Annotated in this window: 15 protein-coding genes and 1 riboswitch; of the genes, 12 read left to right on the forward strand and 3 right to left on the reverse strand. The window is 69.1% G+C overall.

Going from position 1 to position 17819, the window contains the following annotated elements:
* Window positions 1–35: 35 nt before the first annotated feature.
* Window positions 36–1928: an ABC transporter ATP-binding protein/permease gene (locus MSZK_RS00605; RefSeq protein WP_199203132.1), complete on the reverse strand. Its 1893-nt coding sequence runs from the start codon at window positions 1926–1928 to the stop codon at window positions 36–38.
* 34 nt (window positions 1929–1962) lie between these two features.
* Window positions 1963–3669 carry an FAD-dependent monooxygenase gene (locus MSZK_RS00610; RefSeq protein WP_099243753.1) on the reverse strand — a complete coding sequence of 569 codons (1707 nt, stop codon included), beginning with the start codon at window positions 3667–3669 and terminating at the stop codon, window positions 1963–1965.
* A 128-nt stretch (window positions 3670–3797) separates the two neighbouring features.
* On the opposite strand from MSZK_RS00610, the gene secA2 reads away from it, so the two are divergent.
* The 12 genes from secA2 to MSZK_RS00670 all read left to right on the forward strand — a co-directional run bounded on the left by secA2 (window position 3798) and on the right by MSZK_RS00670 (window position 15939).
* Window positions 3798–6068 (forward strand): accessory Sec system translocase SecA2, encoded by a 2271-nt coding sequence (gene secA2, locus MSZK_RS00615; protein WP_233211051.1) that lies wholly within the window; start codon window positions 3798–3800, stop codon window positions 6066–6068.
* A gap of 9 nt (window positions 6069–6077) precedes the next feature.
* Window positions 6078–6677, forward strand: coding sequence for a CDP-alcohol phosphatidyltransferase family protein (locus MSZK_RS00620; protein ID WP_099243755.1), 600 nt, complete (start codon window positions 6078–6080; stop codon window positions 6675–6677).
* Window positions 6664–7578 carry a DUF881 domain-containing protein gene (locus MSZK_RS00625; RefSeq protein ID WP_099243757.1) on the forward strand — a complete coding sequence of 305 codons (915 nt, stop codon included), beginning with the start codon at window positions 6664–6666 and terminating at the stop codon, window positions 7576–7578. The genes MSZK_RS00620 and MSZK_RS00625 overlap by 14 nt, the downstream gene beginning before the upstream one ends.
* Before the next feature lie 13 nt (window positions 7579–7591).
* Complete coding sequence (locus MSZK_RS00630) at window positions 7592–7924, forward strand: small basic family protein (RefSeq protein ID WP_099243759.1); 333 nt, start codon at window positions 7592–7594, stop codon at window positions 7922–7924.
* A 1-nt stretch (window position 7925) separates the two neighbouring features.
* On the forward strand, window positions 7926–8720 hold the full coding sequence (locus tag MSZK_RS00635; protein ID WP_099243761.1) for a DUF881 domain-containing protein: 795 nt from the start codon (window positions 7926–7928) through the stop codon (window positions 8718–8720).
* A 37-nt stretch (window positions 8721–8757) separates the two neighbouring features.
* A complete protein-coding gene (gene gcvH / locus MSZK_RS00640) occupies window positions 8758–9153 on the forward strand; it encodes a glycine cleavage system protein GcvH (RefSeq protein ID WP_099243763.1) in 396 nt (131 codons plus the stop codon).
* Between the two features lie 157 nt (window positions 9154–9310).
* Complete coding sequence (gene garA / locus MSZK_RS00645; protein ID WP_199203134.1) at window positions 9311–9796, forward strand: glycogen accumulation regulator GarA; 486 nt, start codon at window positions 9311–9313, stop codon at window positions 9794–9796.
* Window positions 9796–10524 (forward strand): MerR family transcriptional regulator, encoded by a 729-nt coding sequence (locus MSZK_RS00650; protein WP_099243767.1) that lies wholly within the window; start codon window positions 9796–9798, stop codon window positions 10522–10524. The genes garA and MSZK_RS00650 overlap by 1 nt, the downstream gene beginning before the upstream one ends.
* A gap of 48 nt (window positions 10525–10572) precedes the next feature.
* Window positions 10573–11067, forward strand: coding sequence for a bifunctional nuclease family protein (locus MSZK_RS00655; RefSeq protein WP_099243769.1), 495 nt, complete (start codon window positions 10573–10575; stop codon window positions 11065–11067).
* A gap of 240 nt (window positions 11068–11307) precedes the next feature.
* Complete coding sequence (locus MSZK_RS00660; RefSeq protein WP_099243771.1) at window positions 11308–11949, forward strand: MerR family transcriptional regulator; 642 nt, start codon at window positions 11308–11310, stop codon at window positions 11947–11949.
* 14 nt (window positions 11950–11963) lie between these two features.
* Window positions 11964–12061: riboswitch (glycine riboswitch) on the forward strand.
* Window positions 12062–12219: 158 nt separating this feature from the next.
* Window positions 12220–15060, forward strand: coding sequence for an aminomethyl-transferring glycine dehydrogenase (gcvP, locus tag MSZK_RS00665; protein ID WP_099243773.1), 2841 nt, complete (start codon window positions 12220–12222; stop codon window positions 15058–15060).
* Window positions 15061–15072: 12 nt separating this feature from the next.
* Window positions 15073–15939: an alpha/beta fold hydrolase gene (locus tag MSZK_RS00670; RefSeq protein ID WP_233211048.1), complete on the forward strand. Its 867-nt coding sequence runs from the start codon at window positions 15073–15075 to the stop codon at window positions 15937–15939.
* On the opposite strand, the gene MSZK_RS00675 is transcribed toward MSZK_RS00670, so the two are convergent.
* Window positions 15936–17807 (reverse strand): substrate-binding domain-containing protein, encoded by a 1872-nt coding sequence (locus tag MSZK_RS00675; RefSeq protein ID WP_099243777.1) that lies wholly within the window; start codon window positions 17805–17807, stop codon window positions 15936–15938. The genes MSZK_RS00670 and MSZK_RS00675 overlap by 4 nt on opposite strands.
* Window positions 17808–17819 lie beyond the last annotated feature (12 nt).

Here is a 17819-nt window from a genome sequence, read left to right on the forward strand (position 1 = left end):
CCCCGCAACGTCATCACGCGACGGTCTGACCCGGGTCAGACCGTCGCCGGCTCGTTCCCGTCGACGTGACCCAGCCGCCATTCACCCTCGCCGAGCAGTTCGAGATGCTTGACGTGGTGCTGTTCGACGGTGCTGCGATGGCTGACGCTGACCAGGATGGTGTCGGGCAGTTCGGTCCGGACCATGTCGTAGAGGGCGAACTCCAAACCCTCGTCGAGTGCCGAGGTCGCCTCGTCGAGGAAGACCGCCTTGGGCCGGGTCAGCAACACCCGGGCGAACGCGATGCGCTGCTGCTCACCCGGGGAGAGCACCTTGGCCCAATCCTGGGATTCGTTGAGCCGGATGGTCAGATGCGACAGCGCCACCTTGGTCAGCGCCCGCTGCAGTTCTTCGTCGTCGATCTCCCCGGACGTCGCCGGGTAGGACACCACCGTGCGCAGGTCGCCCAGCGGCACATACGGCATCTGCGACAGGAACATCGTGTCGTCGTCGTCGGGACGGCACAGGGTGCCCGAGGTGAACGGCCACATCTGCGCCAGGCTGCGTAGCAACGTGGTCTTGCCCGCGCCCGAGGGGCCGGTGATGACCAGGGTCTCGCCGGGCTCCAGCCGCAGGTCGATCGGGTCGACCAGCTGGCTGCCGCTGGGGGTGCGGACCTCGACCCGGCGCAGTTCCACCGAGCCGTCCTGACTGGGCAGCGTGGTCAGCTTGGGCAGCTCGCGCGCCTCGGAGTTGGTCTCGACCAGCCCGTGCAGACGGATGATCGCCGCGCGGTAGGAGGCGAACGAGTCGTAGGCGTTACGGAAGAACGACAGCGAATCGTGGATCGAACCGAATGCGCTCGACGACTGGGTGACGTCACCGAGGTCGATCTGACCGGCGAACAGGCGAGGCGCCTGGATCACCAGCGGCAAAGGGTTGATGATCTGGCTCATGGACAGGTTCCAGCCAGTCAGCGCGATCGTGCGATTCACGTACCGGCGGTAGTTGGCGATGATCTCGGCGAACTTGGTCCGCAGCAGGCCCCGCTCGGCGTTCTCACCGCGGTAGAAACCGACCGCCTCGGCGGAGTCGCGCAACCGGACCAGGGCGTAGCGGAACACGGCGTTGGTCAGCTCGTTGCGGAAGCTCAACCGGATCAGCGGGTGGCCGATCCAGAACGCGATGATCGTCGCGAAGGTGACGTAGACCAGCACCACCCAGAACAGCGCGTGCCCCAATGTGATCCCGGCCAGCGTCAGCGGCCCGGACAGGTTCCACAGGATCACGGTGAACGAAACGACGGTGACCAGTGAGTTGATCGCGCCGAACAACAGCGTGCTGGAACTGCCGATCATCGGCTGGTTCGCCGAGGATCCCACCCCGGCGGTGAAGATGTCGATGTCCTGCTGGATGCGCTGATCGGGGTTGTCGATATCGCTGTCGGTGAAGCGGGTCCGGTAGTACGCGTGGTCGTCGAGCCAGTCACACGTGAGCCGGTCGGTGAGCCACACCCGCCAGCGGATGATGAACCGCTGCATCAGGTAGATGTCCAGCATCACCCGGCTGATGTAGATGGTGGCCAGGATGCCGAACAGGATCAGCGCCGCCCAGAAGCCGCTCACACCGGACTGGCGGATCTCCTCATTGCCACCACCGGCGCCCTGGAAGGCGACCTGCAGCGCGGTGAACAGGTCATTGCTGTAATAGCTGAGCAACACGTCGAGGCGCACCGAGATGATGGTCGACAGCAGCAGCACACCCAGCCAGATCCACACCCCGATGCTTTGCCGGCCCTTGAAGTAATCGCCGGTGATCCGCCAGTACTGCCGGCCCCAGACGGTGTACTTGGCCAGCAGGAACAACACGACGAGGGTCAGAGCAGCGCTGATGGCCCATGCTTTGGAAATCCAGATCAAGGACGGGACGAGTTCGTGTCCCCAGTCCATGGATGGGCGGAACTTCTCCAACGCGTTTCTCCTCCTACGGCGGCGTCGCGCACGACGACCGATCCGATGGCTTTCCCGGCGAACCTACCCTTGCATCCTTGCCAAGGCGCGCGTCCGCACCAGATGACGAGCGAAATGTGAGCTTCAGCGCGGCGGTCAGATCCGCCACAGCGGGCGAACGGCGGGCGGCGAAAGAGAGGTAACCGTCGGGCCTGACCACGAAGACCGCGCCCGGTTGCGGCCGGTAGTGGGCGGCGAACTCGCCGGCGCCGTCGCCGAGCAGCGCCAGCTCGGTCGCGGTGGCGTCGGCATCGCGGTGCGCGATCAGGTAGACGTCCATCTGCCCGTGCGCGGCCTCAACAGCGGCGCCCGCCAACTGTTCGGCGGCCGACACGTCCTCGGCCGTCGTACCGGGGCCTGCGTAGATCAGCGTGGTGTGCCTGCGGCGGTCCAGCAGCGTGAACAACCGCACCGGCGCGGTGACCGAGGCCCGGGTCAGCCCCGCGGCGTCGGGTGCGCGCAGACCGCCGCGGGGTGCCTCGGGATCGGCTGCCGCGGGGACGATCGGGCTGCCGGCGTAGTCGATCAGCAACTGGGCTTCTCGCCGCAATACGTAGTCGGGGTCGGTTTCGCCGGTGCCGATGCCCTGCTGGGCGTGCCGCACGGTCCGGCCGACCACTTCTTCCCCGACCGGCCGCCGCTCGGCGTCATAACTGTCCAGCAGGCCGGCCGCCGCGGTGCCTGCCAACTCCAGACCCAGTTTCCAGGCCAGGTTATGGGCGTCCTGGATGCCGGTGTTCATACCCTGCGCACCGGTCGGGGGATGGATGTGAGCGGCGTCGCCGGCGACGAACACCCGGCCGCTGCGATAGCAGCCGACGATGCGGTGGCTGATCCGGAACACCGACGACCAGCGCAACCTCGCCGCGGTGGTGGGTTCCGGCGCCAGCCGGTCCAGGACCGCCTGGATGTGGTGCAGCTCCGGCGCGCGGTCGCCCTGCAGGCCGTGCGCCACGTCATCGCCGGCCGCCTCGGGCGGGCGCAGCTCGTCGGGTACCAGCATCGCCATCCGGTAGCGGCCCCGGCCCGGCAGCGGGATCGCCACCAGCAGGTCGTCGGTGATCCCGTCGGTCTGGTGCATGCTGCGCAGGACGTACCCGCCCGGCACCGACCAGTCGACCTCGACATCGCCGAGCATGTACGGCTCGGCGAACGAGCCACCGTCGAACGACAGTCCCAGTGCCTTGCGCACGGTGCTGTGCGCGCCGTCGGCACCGATCAGGTACTTGGCCCGCACCGTCGCCAGGCCCGGCCCGCCCAGCGTGGCGGTCACCCCGTCGGCGCCCTGCTCGAAGGTCGCCAGCCGGATGCCCGGCTCGACACGTACGCCGAGGGCAGCCAGCTCATCGGTGAGGATGGCTTCGGTGGCGTACTGCGGGATCGCGACGAACCCGAACGGGATGTCGGCGGGCACGCTCATGTCCAGCTGGCCCACCCGGGCGCCGTTGACGTAGATGATCTGCCCGTGCAGGGGGATCGACGCGTTCAGGACCCGGTGCAGCACCCCCATGCCTTCGAAGATTTCCAGCGTACGCGGTTGCACCCCAACGGCTTTCGCATACCGCTGCGGTTCGAGATGGGTGTCGACGATCCGGCAGTGCACGCCCCGGCGAGTCAGCTCGAGCGCCGCGGTCAGTCCGATCGGTCCGGCGCCGGCGATCAGCACGTCCACCTCGGTCATGTCGATGATTATGGCGCGGGAGGCGCTGCTTGGGGCTCGCGCTGCGCCGCCGGTACCGTTGACCCGTGGCGAAAGATCGCAAGAACAGCGCTGCCGGCCCGGGCCGCTTGAGCCGGGGCTTCTGGCGCATGCTGGGGGCCAGCACCGAGAAGACCAAAGCCGAGTCGATGGCCGAGGTCAGCGCCTCGGCCGAGTTCGACGAGAAGGCCAAGGGACTCGACGACGAGCAACTGGCCAAGGCAGCCGAGCTGCTCGAGCTCGGCGATCTGGCCGCCTCCTCGGACGTCCCGCAGTTCCTGGCCATCGCCCGGGAGGCGGCCGAACGGACGACCGGACTGCGCCCCTTCGACGTGCAGCTGCTCGGGGCGCTGCGGATGCTCGCCGGCGACGTGGTCGAGATGGCCACCGGTGAGGGCAAGACCCTCTCGGGCGCCATCGCCGCCGCCGGCTACGCCCTGGCCGGACGCAACGTCCACGTCGTCACCATCAACGACTACCTGGCCCGCCGCGACGCCGAATGGATGAGCCCGCTGATCGAGGCGATGGGACTGACCGTCGGCTGGATCACCGCCGACTCGACGCCCGCAGAGCGGCGGGCCGCCTACATGTGCGACGTCACCTACGCGTCGGTCAACGAGATCGGGTTCGACGTCCTGCGCGACCAGTTGGTCACCGACGTCGCCGACCTGGTGTCGCCCAACCCCGACGTCGCCCTGATCGACGAGGCCGACTCGGTGCTGGTCGACGAGGCGCTGGTGCCGCTGGTGCTGGCCGGCACCACCCACCGCGAGACCCCGAAGGTCGAGATCGTGCGCCTGGTGGGCGGACTGGCAGCCGGAACCGACTACGACACCGACTCCGACAGCCGCAACGTCCACCTCACCGAGGAAGGCGCCAAGAAGCTCGAAGCCGCCCTCGGCGGTATCGACCTCTACTCCGAGGAGCACGTCACCACCACGCTGACCGAGATCAACGTGGCCCTGCACGCGCACGTGCTGCTGCAACGCGACGTGCACTACATCGTCCGCGACGGGGCAGTGCAGCTGATCAACTCCTCCCGCGGCCGCATCGCCTCGCTGCAGCGCTGGCCCGACGGTTTGCAGGCGGCGGTCGAGGCCAAGGAGGGCATCGAGACCACCGAGACCGGCGAGGTGCTCGACACCATCACCGTGCAGGCGCTGATCAACCGGTATCCGACGGTGTGCGGGATGACCGGCACCGCGCTGGCCGCCGGCGAGCAGCTGCGCCAGTTCTACAAGCTGGGGGTGTCGCCGATCCCGCCGAACGCGCCCAACATCCGCGAGGACGCCCCGGACCGCGTCTACATCACCGCGGCGGCCAAGACCGAGGCCATCATGGAGCACATCATCGAGGTGCACGCCACCGGCCAGCCGATCCTGGTCGGCACCCACGACGTCGCCGAGTCCGAGGAGCTGCACGAACGGCTGATCCGGCGCGGGGTGCCCGCCGTCGTACTGAACGCCAAGAACGACGAGGAAGAGGCCGCCGTCATCGCCGAGGCCGGCAAGCTCGGCACGGTCACCGTCTCCACCCAGATGGCCGGGCGCGGCACCGACATCCGGCTCGGCGGGTCGGAAGAAACCGATCACGACAAGGTCGCCGAACTGGGTGGCCTGCACGTCATCGGCACCGGACGGCACCGCACCGAACGACTGGACAACCAGCTGCGCGGGCGCGCCGGGCGGCAGGGCGACCCCGGCTCGTCGGTGTTCTTCGCCAGCTGGGAGGACGACGTCGTCGTCGCCCATCTCGACCCCGGCAAGCTGCCCACCGACGCCGACGACACCGGCCGGATCACCAGCCCCAAGGCCGGATCGCTGCTCGACCACGCCCAGCGGGTGGCTGAGGGCCGGCTGCTCGACGTGCACGCCAACACCTGGCGCTACAACCAGCTGATCGCCCAGCAGCGCGCGATCATCGTCGAACGGCGCAACACCCTGCTGAGTACCGCCGCCGCCCGCAACGAGCTCAAGGACCTGTCCCCGGACCGCTACGAGGAGCTGGCCGAGCGTGCCGGCGAGGAGCGGCTGGAGACGATCTGCCGCCAGATCATGCTGTTCCACCTCGACCGCGGCTGGGCCGATCACCTGGCCTACCTGTCCGACATCCGGGAGAGCATCCATCTGCGGGCGCTGGGCCGGCAGAACCCGCTCGACGAATTCCACCGGATGGCCGTCGACGCATTCGCCAACCTGGCCGCCGACGCGATCGAGGCGGCCCAGCAGACCTTCGAGACCGCCAACATTCTCGACGAGGAGCAGGGCCTGGATCTGTCGAAACTGGCCCGCCCGACCTCGACGTGGACATACATGGTGCACGACAACCCGCTCAACGACGACACCTTGTCCGCGCTGAGTCTGCCCGGGGTTTTCCGTTAGGTTTTGCTCATGACGCAGCAGGGCGATCGGGTACTGACAATCCCGAACGTCCTGTCGGTGATCCGCCTGGCGCTGGTACCGGTGTTCCTGTATCTGCTACTGGCCACCCACGCCTATGGCTGGGCGGTGGCGATCCTGATGTTCAGCGGATTCTCGGACTGGGCCGACGGCAAGATCGCCCGGCTGGTGGCCAACCAGTCCTCCCGGCTCGGCGCCCTGCTCGACCCACTGGTCGACCGGATCTACATGGTGACCGTTCCGCTGGGCCTGGGCTTCGCCGGGGTGGTGCCGTGGTGGCTCGTCGGCACGCTGATCGGCCGTGACCTGCTGTTGGCCGCAACCCTGCCGGTGCTGCGCAGCCGCGGGCTGACCGCGTTGCCGGTCACCTACATCGGCAAGGCCGCCACGTTCGCGTTGATGTCCGGTTTTCCGCTGGTGCTGCTGGGGCAGTGGGATGCGACGTGGAGCCGGGTGATCGGCGCCTGCGGCTGGGGATTCCTGCTCTGGGGCGTGGGGATGTACCTGTGGTCGGCAGTGCTGTACCTGCTGCAGGTCCGCCTGGTGGTGACGACGCTGCCCCGAGTGGGCGCCGGCGATGCCCGCATCTGAGCAGGCGCTGGGCGGCTACGACCCGACAGCCGGCCGCCCGCAACGCCACGAGCAGCGGCCCATGCTGATCCCGCTGCCCGGCCTGCTGCGATCGTTGCTGACCGAACACCTCGATCCCGGATATGCGGCCGCGGCCGCCGAGCGGGCCCGCACCGGGCGCAGCCGCAGGCCGCTCGTCAACCGGGGTTGGCAGGCGCTGGCCGCGCTGTTGATCGCCGCGGTCTTCGCCGGCGCGGTGGCCCAAGCGCGATCCACCGCGCCCGGCGTCAACGCCGCCCAGCAGGTGCTGGCGGCCAGCGTGCGCTCCGCCGAGGGCACCACCGAGCGGCTGACCCGCCGCCGCGACGACCTCGCCGCCCAGGCCGACGACGTCCAGCGCCGCCAACTGCGCGACGACGCCACCGGCCGCGACCTGCTCAGCCGGCTGGACGCGCTGAGCCTGGCAGGGGCCACGACCGCGGTGATCGGTCCTGGCCTGACCGTGACCGTGACCGATCCCGGCATGGGCCGGGGCCTGACCGACGTCGCGGGCCAGCGGGTGCCTGGCAGCCGCCAGGTGATCCTGGACCGCGATCTGCAGCTGGTCGTCAACTCGCTGTGGGCCAGCGGCGCGGAGGCGATCTCGGTCGGCGGGGTGCGGATGGGCCCCAACGTGACGATCCGCCAGGCGGGCGGGGCGATCCTGGTCGACAATCATCCGATCAGCAGCCCGTACACCATTCTGGCGGTGGGACCACCGAACGGGATGCGCGATACCTTCGACCACAGCGGCGGGCTGCAACGGCTGCGACTGCTGGAGGCGTCCTACGGGGTGGGGGTGAGCGTGGCCAACGGCGACGGCTTGTCGTTGCCCGCGGGCGCCGTTCGAGACGTTAAATTTGCCAGGCAGATCGGGCAGTAGGGACATAGGCACAATGATCGGAATCGCCGCACTTGTGGTCGGCATCGTGCTCGGCTTGGTGTTCCACCCCAGCGTGCCCGAGGCGATCCAGCCCTACCTGCCGATCGCCGTCGTCGCCGCGCTGGACGCGGTGTTCGGCGGTCTGCGGGCCTATCTGGAGAAGATCTTCGACCCCAAGGTCTTCGTCGTCTCGTTCGTGTTCAACGTCCTGGTGGCCGCGCTGATCGTCTACGTCGGCGACCAGCTCGGGGTGGGCACCCAGCTCTCGACGGCGATCATCGTCGTGCTCGGCATCCGGATCTTCGGCAACGCCGCCGCCTTGCGGCGCAGGCTGTTCGGGGCGTGAGGTGAGCGACGAGGCCGGCCGGGACACCGGGGAGGACGCGACGGCCGAGCACGGCCGCCACGAATTGCCCGCCACCGCGCCGACGCCGCCGGCCCCGCCTCGGACCCGCACCCAACTGATGTTCGGCGTGCTGGGTGCGCTGCTCTGCCTGGTCCTCGGTGTCGGCATCGCCACCCAGGTCCGCCAGACCGAGTCCGGCGACGCGCTGGACACCGCGCGCCCGGCCGACCTGCTGGTCCTGCTGGGTTCGCTGCAGCAGCGCGAGGCCGCACTGAACACCGAGGTGGCCGAGTTGCAGCGCAATCTCGCGGCGATGCAGACCGCGGGCAGCAGCGACCAGGCCGCGATCCAGAACGCCCAGGCCCGGCTGGCCGCCCTGTCGATCCTGATCGGCACCGTCGGCGCCACCGGGCCGGGGGTGACCATCACCATCGACGACCCCGGACCAGGCGTCGCCCCGGAAACCATGCTCGACGTGATCAACGAATTGCGGGCCGCCGGAGCCGAGGCCATCGAGATCCGGTCCGGGCAGCGCGCCGTCCGGATCGGTGTCGACAGCTGGGTGGTCGGCAGCCCGGGCGCGCTGGAGATCGACGCGCAAACTTTGAGCCCGCCGTATTCTGTTCTCGCCATTGGCGATCCACCCACGCTCGCCGCCGCGATGAACATCCCGGGCGGTGCCGTCGACAGCGTCGAGCGGGTGGGCGGGCAGATGTCGGTGGCCCAGTCCGACCGTGTGGACATCACCACCTTGCGGCAACCGAAAGCCCGCCAATACGCTCAGCCCGTCAAATGAGCAGCCAAAAAAACGAGCGACGACATCGAGGAGCACTGTGAGCGAAATCCCAGCCGACCTGCGCTACACCGCCGAGCACGAGTGGGTGCAGCGCACCGGTGACGACACCGTGCGCGTCGGTATCACCGACTTCGCCCAGTCCTCGCTGGGTGACGTGGTCTACGTCCAGCTTCCCGACGTCGGCGGCGATGTCACCGCCGGTGAATCGTTCGGTGAGGTCGAGTCGACCAAGTCGGTGTCGGATCTGTACGCCCCCGTCTCGGCCAAAGTGATTGCCGTCAACGGCGATCTGGAGGCAAATCCCGGACTGGTCAACTCCGACCCCTACGGTCAGGGGTGGTTGTTGGACTTGCAGGTCGACGGCGATACCCTCGAGCAGGGGTTGGCGGCGTTGCTCGATGCGGACGCCTATCGGGACACCGTGACCGAATGACATTGTTAAGGTGCCTGCCAACCGCCCGATCCGGCGGTGGTGGGCACAGCGACGACCACTGCGCGGTACGGTCGACGTAACTGATGGTTGAGGCGGACCGGCGCCTTGTGCGGGCAACCCGCCAAGTATCGCCACGGCAGCCAGTGAGGAGCAGCGGGTGACGGACAAGGACCAGAACTCTGGGGCAGACCAGGTGTCTGAGGAAGTCACCGTGGAGACGACATCCGTCTTCCGCGCCGACTTCCTCAACGAGCTGGACGCCCCGGCGACGACCACCGGTGAGAGCGCGGTGTCCGGGGTGGAAGGCCTCCCCGTGGGCTCGGCGCTGCTGGTCGTCAAGCGCGGACCGAATGCGGGCTCGCGGTTCCTCCTCGACCAGCCGACCACCTCGGCCGGCCGCCACCCGGACTCCGACATCTTCCTCGATGACGTGACCGTCAGCCGCCGGCACGCCGAGTTCCGGTTGGACGGCAACGAATTCCAGGTCGTCGACGTCGGCAGCCTCAACGGCACCTACGTCAACCGGGAACCGGTCGATTCCGCCACGCTGGCCAACGGCGACGAGGTTCAGATCGGCAAGTTCCGGCTGGTGTTCCTGACCGGGCCGAAGTCCTCCGACGACGAAGGCGGTCCCGGAAGCTAGTGACCGCCCCCGATAGTCCCGCGCTTGCCGGGATGTCTATCGGAGCGGTCCTGGACCTGCTGCGACCGGACTTCCCGGACGTGACGATCTCCAAGATCCGGTTCTTGGAAGCCGAAGGTCTCGTCACGCCGGAGCGCAGTGCGTCGGGGTATCGGCGGTTCACCGCCTACGATTGCGCCCGGTTGCGGTTCATCCTGGTCGCCCAGCGCGACCACTACCTGCCGTTGAAGGTGATCAAGGCCCAGCTGGACGCGCTGCCGGACGGCGAGTTACCCCAGACCGGATCGCCTTACGCCGTACCGCGATTGGTCACGGTGACCGGCGATGCCGCGGACACCGACGACGGCGCACCGACCCAGGTGCGGCTGAGCCGCGAGGACCTGCTGGCGCGATCCGGGGTCGACGAGGAACTGGTGGTCGCGCTGTGCAAGGCCGGCGTGATCACCACCGGACCGGGCGGGCTGTTCGACGAACACTCCGTGGTGATCGCGCAATGTGCGCGGGCGCTGGGGGAGTACGGCGTCGAACCGCGGCACCTGCGGGCGTTCCGGTCGGCGGCCGACCGGCAGTCCGACCTGATCGCCCAGATCGCCGGGCCGGTCGGCAAGGCAGGCAAGACCGGCGCCCGCGATCGCGCCGACGATCTGGCGCGCGAGGTTGCCGCCCTGGCCATCACCTTGCACACGTCGCTGATCAAGTCCGCTGTACGAGACGTTCTCGACCGCTGAGGACTAGACTCCGATTGACGGCGAAACCAGCATGGAGGTCAGACACACATGGGTGAGGTTCGCGTGGTCGGCATCCGTGTCGAGCAGCCCCAGAACCAGCCGGTTTTGCTCCTGCGGGAATCCAATGGCGACCGGTATCTGCCCATCTGGATCGGCCAGCCGGAAGCCAACGCGATCGCACTCGAACAGCAGGGTCACGAGCCCACCCGGCCGCTGACGCACGATCTGATCCGAGATCTGATTGGCGCGCTTGGGCATTCGCTGAAGGAGGTGCGCATCGTGGACCTCCGGGAGGGCACCTTCTTCGCGGACCTGATCTTCGACCGCGACATCAAGGTGTCGGCGCGCCCGTCGGACTCGGTGGCGATCGCACTGCGGATGGGTGTGCCGATCTATGTCGAGGAGGCGGTGCTGGCCGAGGCCGGGCTGCTGATTCCCGACGAGAACGACGAGGAACCCAGCGGCGCGGTCCGCGAGGACGAGGTGGAGAAGTTCAAGGAGTTTCTCGACAGCGTCTCTCCGGACGATTTCAAGGCAACCTGATCGGGTATGCCCGCCACGGCCGGTAAACGCCAAGATCACGGATGCGTCTCACTTGGCCGGGAGCGGTTCGACACGCGCGACGGATGTCGAGGAGCACGCCTTTGGGCAGCCATACTTTGATGGCGACGACGAGCACGACTGCCCGTCGACAAGCGTATGCTCGATGAACTCGGATTTGGGGCTTGCGCAGTTGGTGGAGCGGTCAGCGGGCCATAGGTTCGAACGGCGAGAGGAAGCATCGTGGGCGAGCAGCCACGTCAGGGACAGCTGGACCTTGCTGGCACGACTGGTTCCGAGGGCCGCTTCGAAGCGGAATCGGCGGCCGGCATGCCGGCGGGCGAGCCGATCCAGCCCGGCCTGTTCCCCGACAACTCGGTGCCCGACGAACTGGTCGGCTACCGCGGGCCGAGCGCCTGCCAGATCGCCGGAATCACCTACCGCCAGTTGGACTACTGGGCCCGCACGTCGCTGGTAGTGCCGTCAATCCGCGGCGCGGCCGGCTCCGGCAGCCAGCGGCTGTACTCCTTCAAGGACATCCTGGTCCTCAAGATCGTCAAGCGGCTGCTGGACACCGGCATCTCGCTACACAACATTCGCGTCGCCGTCGATCACCTGCGCCAGCGCGGCGTCCAGGACCTGGCCAACATCACGTTGTTCTCCGACGGCACAACGGTCTACGAGTGCACCTCGGCCGAAGAGGTCGTCGACCTGCTGCAGGGCGGCCAGGGCGTGTTCGGCATCGCGGTCAGCGGTGCGATGCGGGAGCTGTCCGGGGCGATCGCCGACTTCCCGGGCGAGCGCGCCGACGGCGGCGAATCGATCCCGTCACCCGAAGACGAGCTGGCCTCCCGCCGCAAGAGCCGCGACCGCAAGATCGGCTAGAATCGGCGGCGTATCGCCCTCGCGCGGGAGAGCTTCGTGGCCGCCAGTCACGGACGCCGAAGGAGCAACACCTCTCCGTCAACCTCTCAGGCCCCAGGACCGCGCCTGGCCACGATGCCTCTGGAAAGCGGTGACCTCGCGGTCGCCCGCCCATGGGGAAAGGTGCTCGCCGGTGCGCGGTGACGCCGAATCTCTCAGGCGCCCGGTCCGGGTGGACGACAGAGGGGGAGGACGCCGCTGACGGCTGCGCCGTAAGTCAGGAGTGTCCGAGTGTCCGACCCCACGTCCCCCAGGTTCGCCGATCGTCACATCGGACCGGATTCCGATGCCCTCGCCACGATGCTCGACGTGATCGGTGTCGCCTCGCTCGACGAGCTGGCCACCAAGGCGCTGCCGGCGGGCATCCTCGACGCGCTGTCCGACGGGATCGCCCCCGGCCTCGACCAGCTGCCCGCCGCGGTCGGCGAGCACGAGGCGCTGGCCGAACTGCGCGCGCTGGCCGACTCCAACACCATCGCGGTGTCGATGATCGGGCAGGGCTACTACGACACGCTGACCCCGCCGGTGCTGCTGCGCAACATCCTGGAGAACCCGGCCTGGTACACCGCCTACACGCCGTATCAGCCGGAGATCAGCCAGGGCCGACTGGAGGCGCTGCTGAACTTCCAGACCATGATCGGTGATCTCACCGGCCTGGAGGTCGCCAACGCTTCGATGCTCGACGAGGCCACCGCCGCCGCCGAGGCGATGACCCTGATGCACCGCGCGGTGCGGGGTCCGGGTAACCGGCTGGCCGTCGACTCCGATCTGTTCCCCCAGACCGCCGCCATCCTGGCGACCCGCGCCGAGCCGCTGGGTATCGAGATCGTCACCGCCGACCTGCGCGGCGGCCTGCCCGAAGGGGAGTTCTTCGGGGTGATCGCGCAGCTGCCCGGCGCCAGCGGACGGGTGACCGACTGGTCCAAGCTCGTCGACCAAGCGCACGAGCGCGGTGCGCTGGTGGCGCTGGGCGCCGATCTGCTGGCGATGACGCTGATCGCGCCGCCCGGTGAGCTGGGCGCCGACGTCGCCTTCGGCAGCGCCCAGAGATTCGGTGTGCCAATGGGATTCGGCGGTCCGCACGCCGGGTATCTGGCCGTGCACTCGAAGCACGCCCGCCAGCTGCCCGGCCGGTTGGTCGGGGTGTCGGTCGACGCCGACGGGTCGCCGGCCTACCGACTCTCGCTGCAGACCCGCGAACAGCACATCCGCCGCGACAAGGCCACCTCGAACATCTGCACCGCGCAGGTGCTGCTGGCCGTGATGGCCGCGATGTACGCCAGCTACCACGGCCCGGACGGACTGACCGGGATCGCCCGCCGGGTGCACGGACACGCCCGCTCGCTGGCCGCCGGGCTGAGCGCCGCGGGTGTCGACGTGGTGCATGACAGTTTCTTCGACACCGTGCTGGCGCAGGTGCCGAACCGGGCCGCTGCGGTGCAGGCCGAGGCCAAGGGGCGCGGCATCAACATCTGGCGGGTGGACGCCGACCACGTGTCGATCTCATGCGACGAGGCGACCACCGACGCCCACGTCGCCGCAGTTCTCGAGGCATTCGGCGCAACCCCGGCCGGGGATTATGCGGGGCCCGAGATCGATTCGCGGACAAGCGAATTCCTCACCCATCCGGCCTTCCACCGGTACCGCACCGAGACCGAGATGATGCGGTATCTGCGCACGCTGGCCGACAAGGACATCGCGCTGGACCGCAGCATGATCCCGCTGGGCTCCTGCACGATGAAGCTCAACGCGGCCGCCGAGATGGAATCGATCACCTGGCCGGAGTTCGGCCGGCAGCACCCGTTCGCCCCGGCCGGCGACACCCCTGGGCTGCGCAAGCTGATCGCCGACCTGCAGAGCTGGCTGACCGCTGTCACCGGGTATGACGCGATCTCGTTGCAGCCCAACGCCGGATCGCAGGGTGAGTACGCCGGCCTGCTGGCCATCCGCGACTATCACGTGGGCCGAGGCGAGCGCGGGCGCGACGTGTGCCTGATCCCGTCGAGCGCGCACGGCACCAACGCCGCGTCGGCGGCGATGGTCGGCATGCGGGTGGTCGTGGTCGCCTGCCGCGAGAACGGTGACGTGGACCTCGATGACCTGCGGGCCAAGGTGGCCGAGCACGCCGACCGGCTGGCGGCGTTGATGATCACCTATCCGTCCACGCACGGCGTGTACGAGCACGACATCGCCGACGTCTGCGCCGCGGTGCACGACGCCGGCGGGCAGGTCTACATCGACGGCGCCAACCTCAACGCGCTGGTGGGCCTGGCCCGTCCGGGCAAGTTCGGCGGCGATGTCAGCCACCTGAACCTGCACAAGACGTTCTGCATCCCGCACGGCGGCGGCGGACCCGGTGTCGGGCCGGTGGCGGTGCGCTCACATCTGGCACCGTTCCTGCCGGGCCACCCGCTGGCCGAAGAACTGCCCAAGGGCCATCCGGTGTCGGCAGCCCCGTACGGGTCGGCGTCGATCCTGCCGATCACGTGGGCCTACATCCGGATGATGGGCGGCGACGGGCTGCGTGATGCGACGCTGACGGCGATCGCGTCGGCCAACTACATCGCCCGCCGTCTCGACGAGTACTACCCGGTGCTCTACACCGGCGAGAACGGCATGGTGGCCCACGAGTGCATCCTCGATCTGCGAGGCATCACCAAGGCCACCGGCGTCACCGTCGACGATGTGGCCAAACGGTTGGCGGACTTCGGTTTCCACGCCCCGACCATGAGCTTCCCGGTCGCGGGCACGCTGATGGTGGAGCCGACCGAGAGCGAAAGCCTGGCCGAGGTGAACGCGTTCTGCGACGCGATGATCGCGATCCGGGCCGAGATCGACAAGGTTGGCTCCGGTCAGTGGCCCGCCGACGACAACCCGCTGCACAACGCGCCGCACACCGCCGAATGCCTGCTCGTCGACGAGTGGACCCATCCCTACACCCGCGAGGAGGCGGCCTACCCGCTGGGCAAGGCGTTCCGCCCGAAGGTGTGGGTGCCGGTACGCCGCATCGACGGTGCCTACGGCGACCGCAACCTGGTGTGCTCGTGCCCGCCGGTGGAGGCCTTCGCCTGATAGCGTCGCACCGTGCTGCCTGACAGCGTTCGCCAGTGGCAAGCCGGTGGCAGGATGCTGTCCACCGCCGCGGGGTCGGTGTTCGTCCGATCGAAACCCGGTACGGGCCCGGCAGTGCTGCTGTTGCACGGCTTTCCGTCCAGCTCCTACGACTACCGCGACGTGACGCAGCGGCTCGGGGACCGGGCCTGGCTGACCCTGGATTTCCTGGGTTTCGGGCTGTCGGACAAGCCGCGGCCGCACCGCTACAGCCTGCTGGAACAAGCCGACATCGTGGCCGCGGTGGTCGCCGACGTGGCACCCGGTCCGGTGGTGCTGCTCGCCCATGACATGGGAACCTCGGTGGCCACCGAACTGCTGGCCCGCGACATCGCCGGCACGCTGCCCTTCGAGCTGCAGCGCGCGGTCCTCACCAACGGCAGCGTGATCATCGAGCGGGCCAGTCTGCGCCGCAGCCAGAAGATTCTGCGCGGGCCGTTCGGACCGATCCTCGCCCGGCTGACCAACGAGCGCGGCTTCGTGCGCGGGTTCGCCGAGTTGTTCAGTGCCCAGCACCCGCTGACCGACGACGAAGCCCGCGCCCAGTGGGCATTGATGGCCCGCGACGACGGCCAGCGCATCCTGCACCTGCTGTGCGCCTACCTCAACGAACGGGTGCGGTTCGCGGCGCGCTGGCACGGCGCCGTCCGAGACTGGGGCAAGCCGCTGGGTTTCCTGTGGGCCACCGGCGATCCGGTCGCCACCACCAACGTGCTGGCCGGTCTGCGCGAACTGCGGCCGGCGGCCGAGGTGATCGAGCTGCCCGGGATCGGGCACTACCCGCAGATCGAGGTGCCCGACGAGTTCACCGCGGGCGCGCGCAGGCTGCTACAGATCTAGGACAGCAGGTTCGTCAGCGCCGCCGCCAGGTCCGGGGACGCCGACGTGGCGACGTTCTGATACGTGCCGCCGGAGGCCTGGGCCACCGCCTCCCACGTGGCGCGGTCGGAGTCGTCGCCGAAGTCGATGACGTTGATCGCCACCGGTTTGGCCGGGTCGACGGCCGACTTGACGTAGGACACCAGCCCGGGGCCGTCCAGCGTCTGATCGGTGTGCGGGCCCTGGGTGATCACCAGCACCGAATTGGCCTGTCCCTGGCGGAAGTTGGCCAGCGCCTCGGCGTAGGTCAGCCGCAGCGTGGTGAACGACACCGCGCCGCTGCCGGACGGCGCCAAGCCGCCCAGGGTGTTGGTCAGCGCGGCCGACCGGGGCTGGCCGTCGAGCGGGTCGGTCAGCAGTCCCATCGGCACCGCCGATTTGCCCTCGACCCCGTTGAACGTCCACAACCCCACCGCGGCGTTCGGCGGCAGTGCACCGATCCGGTTGGTCAACGCGCCGACCACGTTGGCAAGCCGCGACTTTCCGCCCTCGTCGGCGCTCATCGCCTGGTCGAGCATGATCGTGGTGGCCGACCCGGTGGCGGGGCTGGACACCGCGGCGGCCAGGGTGGCCCGCACCGAGTCGTCGTCGATGGTCAGCGGCGTGCCCAGTGGCGGGAAGCTGACGACGTCGTTGGCCGGCGGGGTGGTGCCCTCGGCCCGGAACCCGGCCTTCGCCAGGGCGGTCAGCTGTTCGGGTTTGCGCATGAACCGGGCGAATTCGCTAGCGGCGCTGACCTGTTCGCCGGACAGCCAGGTTCCCGACAGGAGCACGGTGGGGTAGTCGGCGACCGCCACCGGGCCGGTGGGCAGCCATTCGGTGACGCCCTTGGCCTCGGGTGCCGTGGCCCGGCCGAACAGCTGCTGTTCGGTGGTCGCGACGGCGTGCACCGGGGCGCCGGCCGGATCGGCCCCGCTCAGCAGGGCCTGCCACGCCGCGTCGGCCGAGCTGTCGGGCAGCTCGGGCTGGCCGGCGACCAGGGCGTTGACCGCACCCAGTCCGGCGGTGGCCGGAGCGCCCGCCGGGGCCGACGATGCCGCGACGGCCTCGGCGGTCAGGTAGGTGGCGTCCGCGTTGCCGCGCGTCGGCAGCGCCAGCCGCAGCGACCCCCAGCCGGGCAGGTTCAGCCCGTCCAGCGCCGTGGGATTGTTCTGCAGGCCCGGCAATGCCGACCAATTCTGCTGGGCCAGCGCGTCTTTGAGCTGTGACCGCATCGCGAAGACGACCGGCGAGCTGACCAGTGAACGGGTGTCGCTGACCACCTCTTTGCCGGCCGCGGCCTGCAGTCGGGCTGCGGCGATGGAGCTGGCCGGGATCCACAGCGCCGGTCGCTCGCCGAGGTCACCGGGCCAGTTGGAGACGAACCCTTCGACCACGCGATCCGAATCCGCGGCCGTGACCACCATCTTCACGCAGCGATCGCCCACCGGCGTCACCACCGCGTTGAAACTGTCGGCGAACTTCGTGACGTCCGGGGCGATCGATGGGTCGGCGACCACCGCGACGTTGACCGTGCCCTCCAGGCATTTCTGGGCGGCATCGGTCGAGCGGTGGGAGAGCGCGTCGCCGAAGAAACGCCACAGGATCACCGCCCCGACGACCACCACCACGGTGATCAGGGCGGCGATCACGCCGATGCTCACGCCCCGGCGACCGGTCTCGCTGCGATGGCCTCCTTCGAAGGCCGCGATCCGGCGCCGCGCGGTGTCAGTCAGCGGCGACGGCGCATAGCCGCCGTCGTCTACCCCGGTGTCAGGCTCAGGCTGGTCGGCAGGCTCGTCCCGTTCGCCGAAGGAATCCCCGGGACCCGGTTTACTGTGCCTGCCCATGGCGGTGTCTGA

Origin of the sequence: Mycobacterium sp. shizuoka-1 (assembly GCF_002723835.1) — a bacterium.
Taxonomy (GTDB): Bacteria; Actinomycetota; Actinomycetes; order Mycobacteriales; family Mycobacteriaceae; genus Mycobacterium.

Coding starts and splice junctions, on each gene's coding strand:
- secA2 (WP_233211051.1), top strand. CDS start 3,798: ATGCTGGGGGCCAGCACCGAGAAGACCAAAGCCGAGTCGATGGCCGAG.
- MSZK_RS00630 (WP_099243759.1), top strand. CDS start 7,592: ATGATCGGAATCGCCGCACTTGTGGTCGGCATCGTGCTCGGCTTGGTG.
- MSZK_RS00620 (WP_099243755.1), top strand. CDS start 6,078: ATGACGCAGCAGGGCGATCGGGTACTGACAATCCCGAACGTCCTGTCG.
- MSZK_RS00605 (WP_199203132.1), bottom strand. CDS start 1,928: ATGGACTGGGGACACGAACTCGTCCCGTCCTTGATCTGGATTTCCAAA.
- MSZK_RS00655 (WP_099243769.1), top strand. CDS start 10,573: ATGGGTGAGGTTCGCGTGGTCGGCATCCGTGTCGAGCAGCCCCAGAAC.
- MSZK_RS00675 (WP_099243777.1), bottom strand. CDS start 17,807: ATGGGCAGGCACAGTAAACCGGGTCCCGGGGATTCCTTCGGCGAACGG.
- MSZK_RS00610 (WP_099243753.1), bottom strand. CDS start 3,669: ATGACCGAGGTGGACGTGCTGATCGCCGGCGCCGGACCGATCGGACTG.
- MSZK_RS00625 (WP_099243757.1), top strand. CDS start 6,664: ATGCCCGCATCTGAGCAGGCGCTGGGCGGCTACGACCCGACAGCCGGC.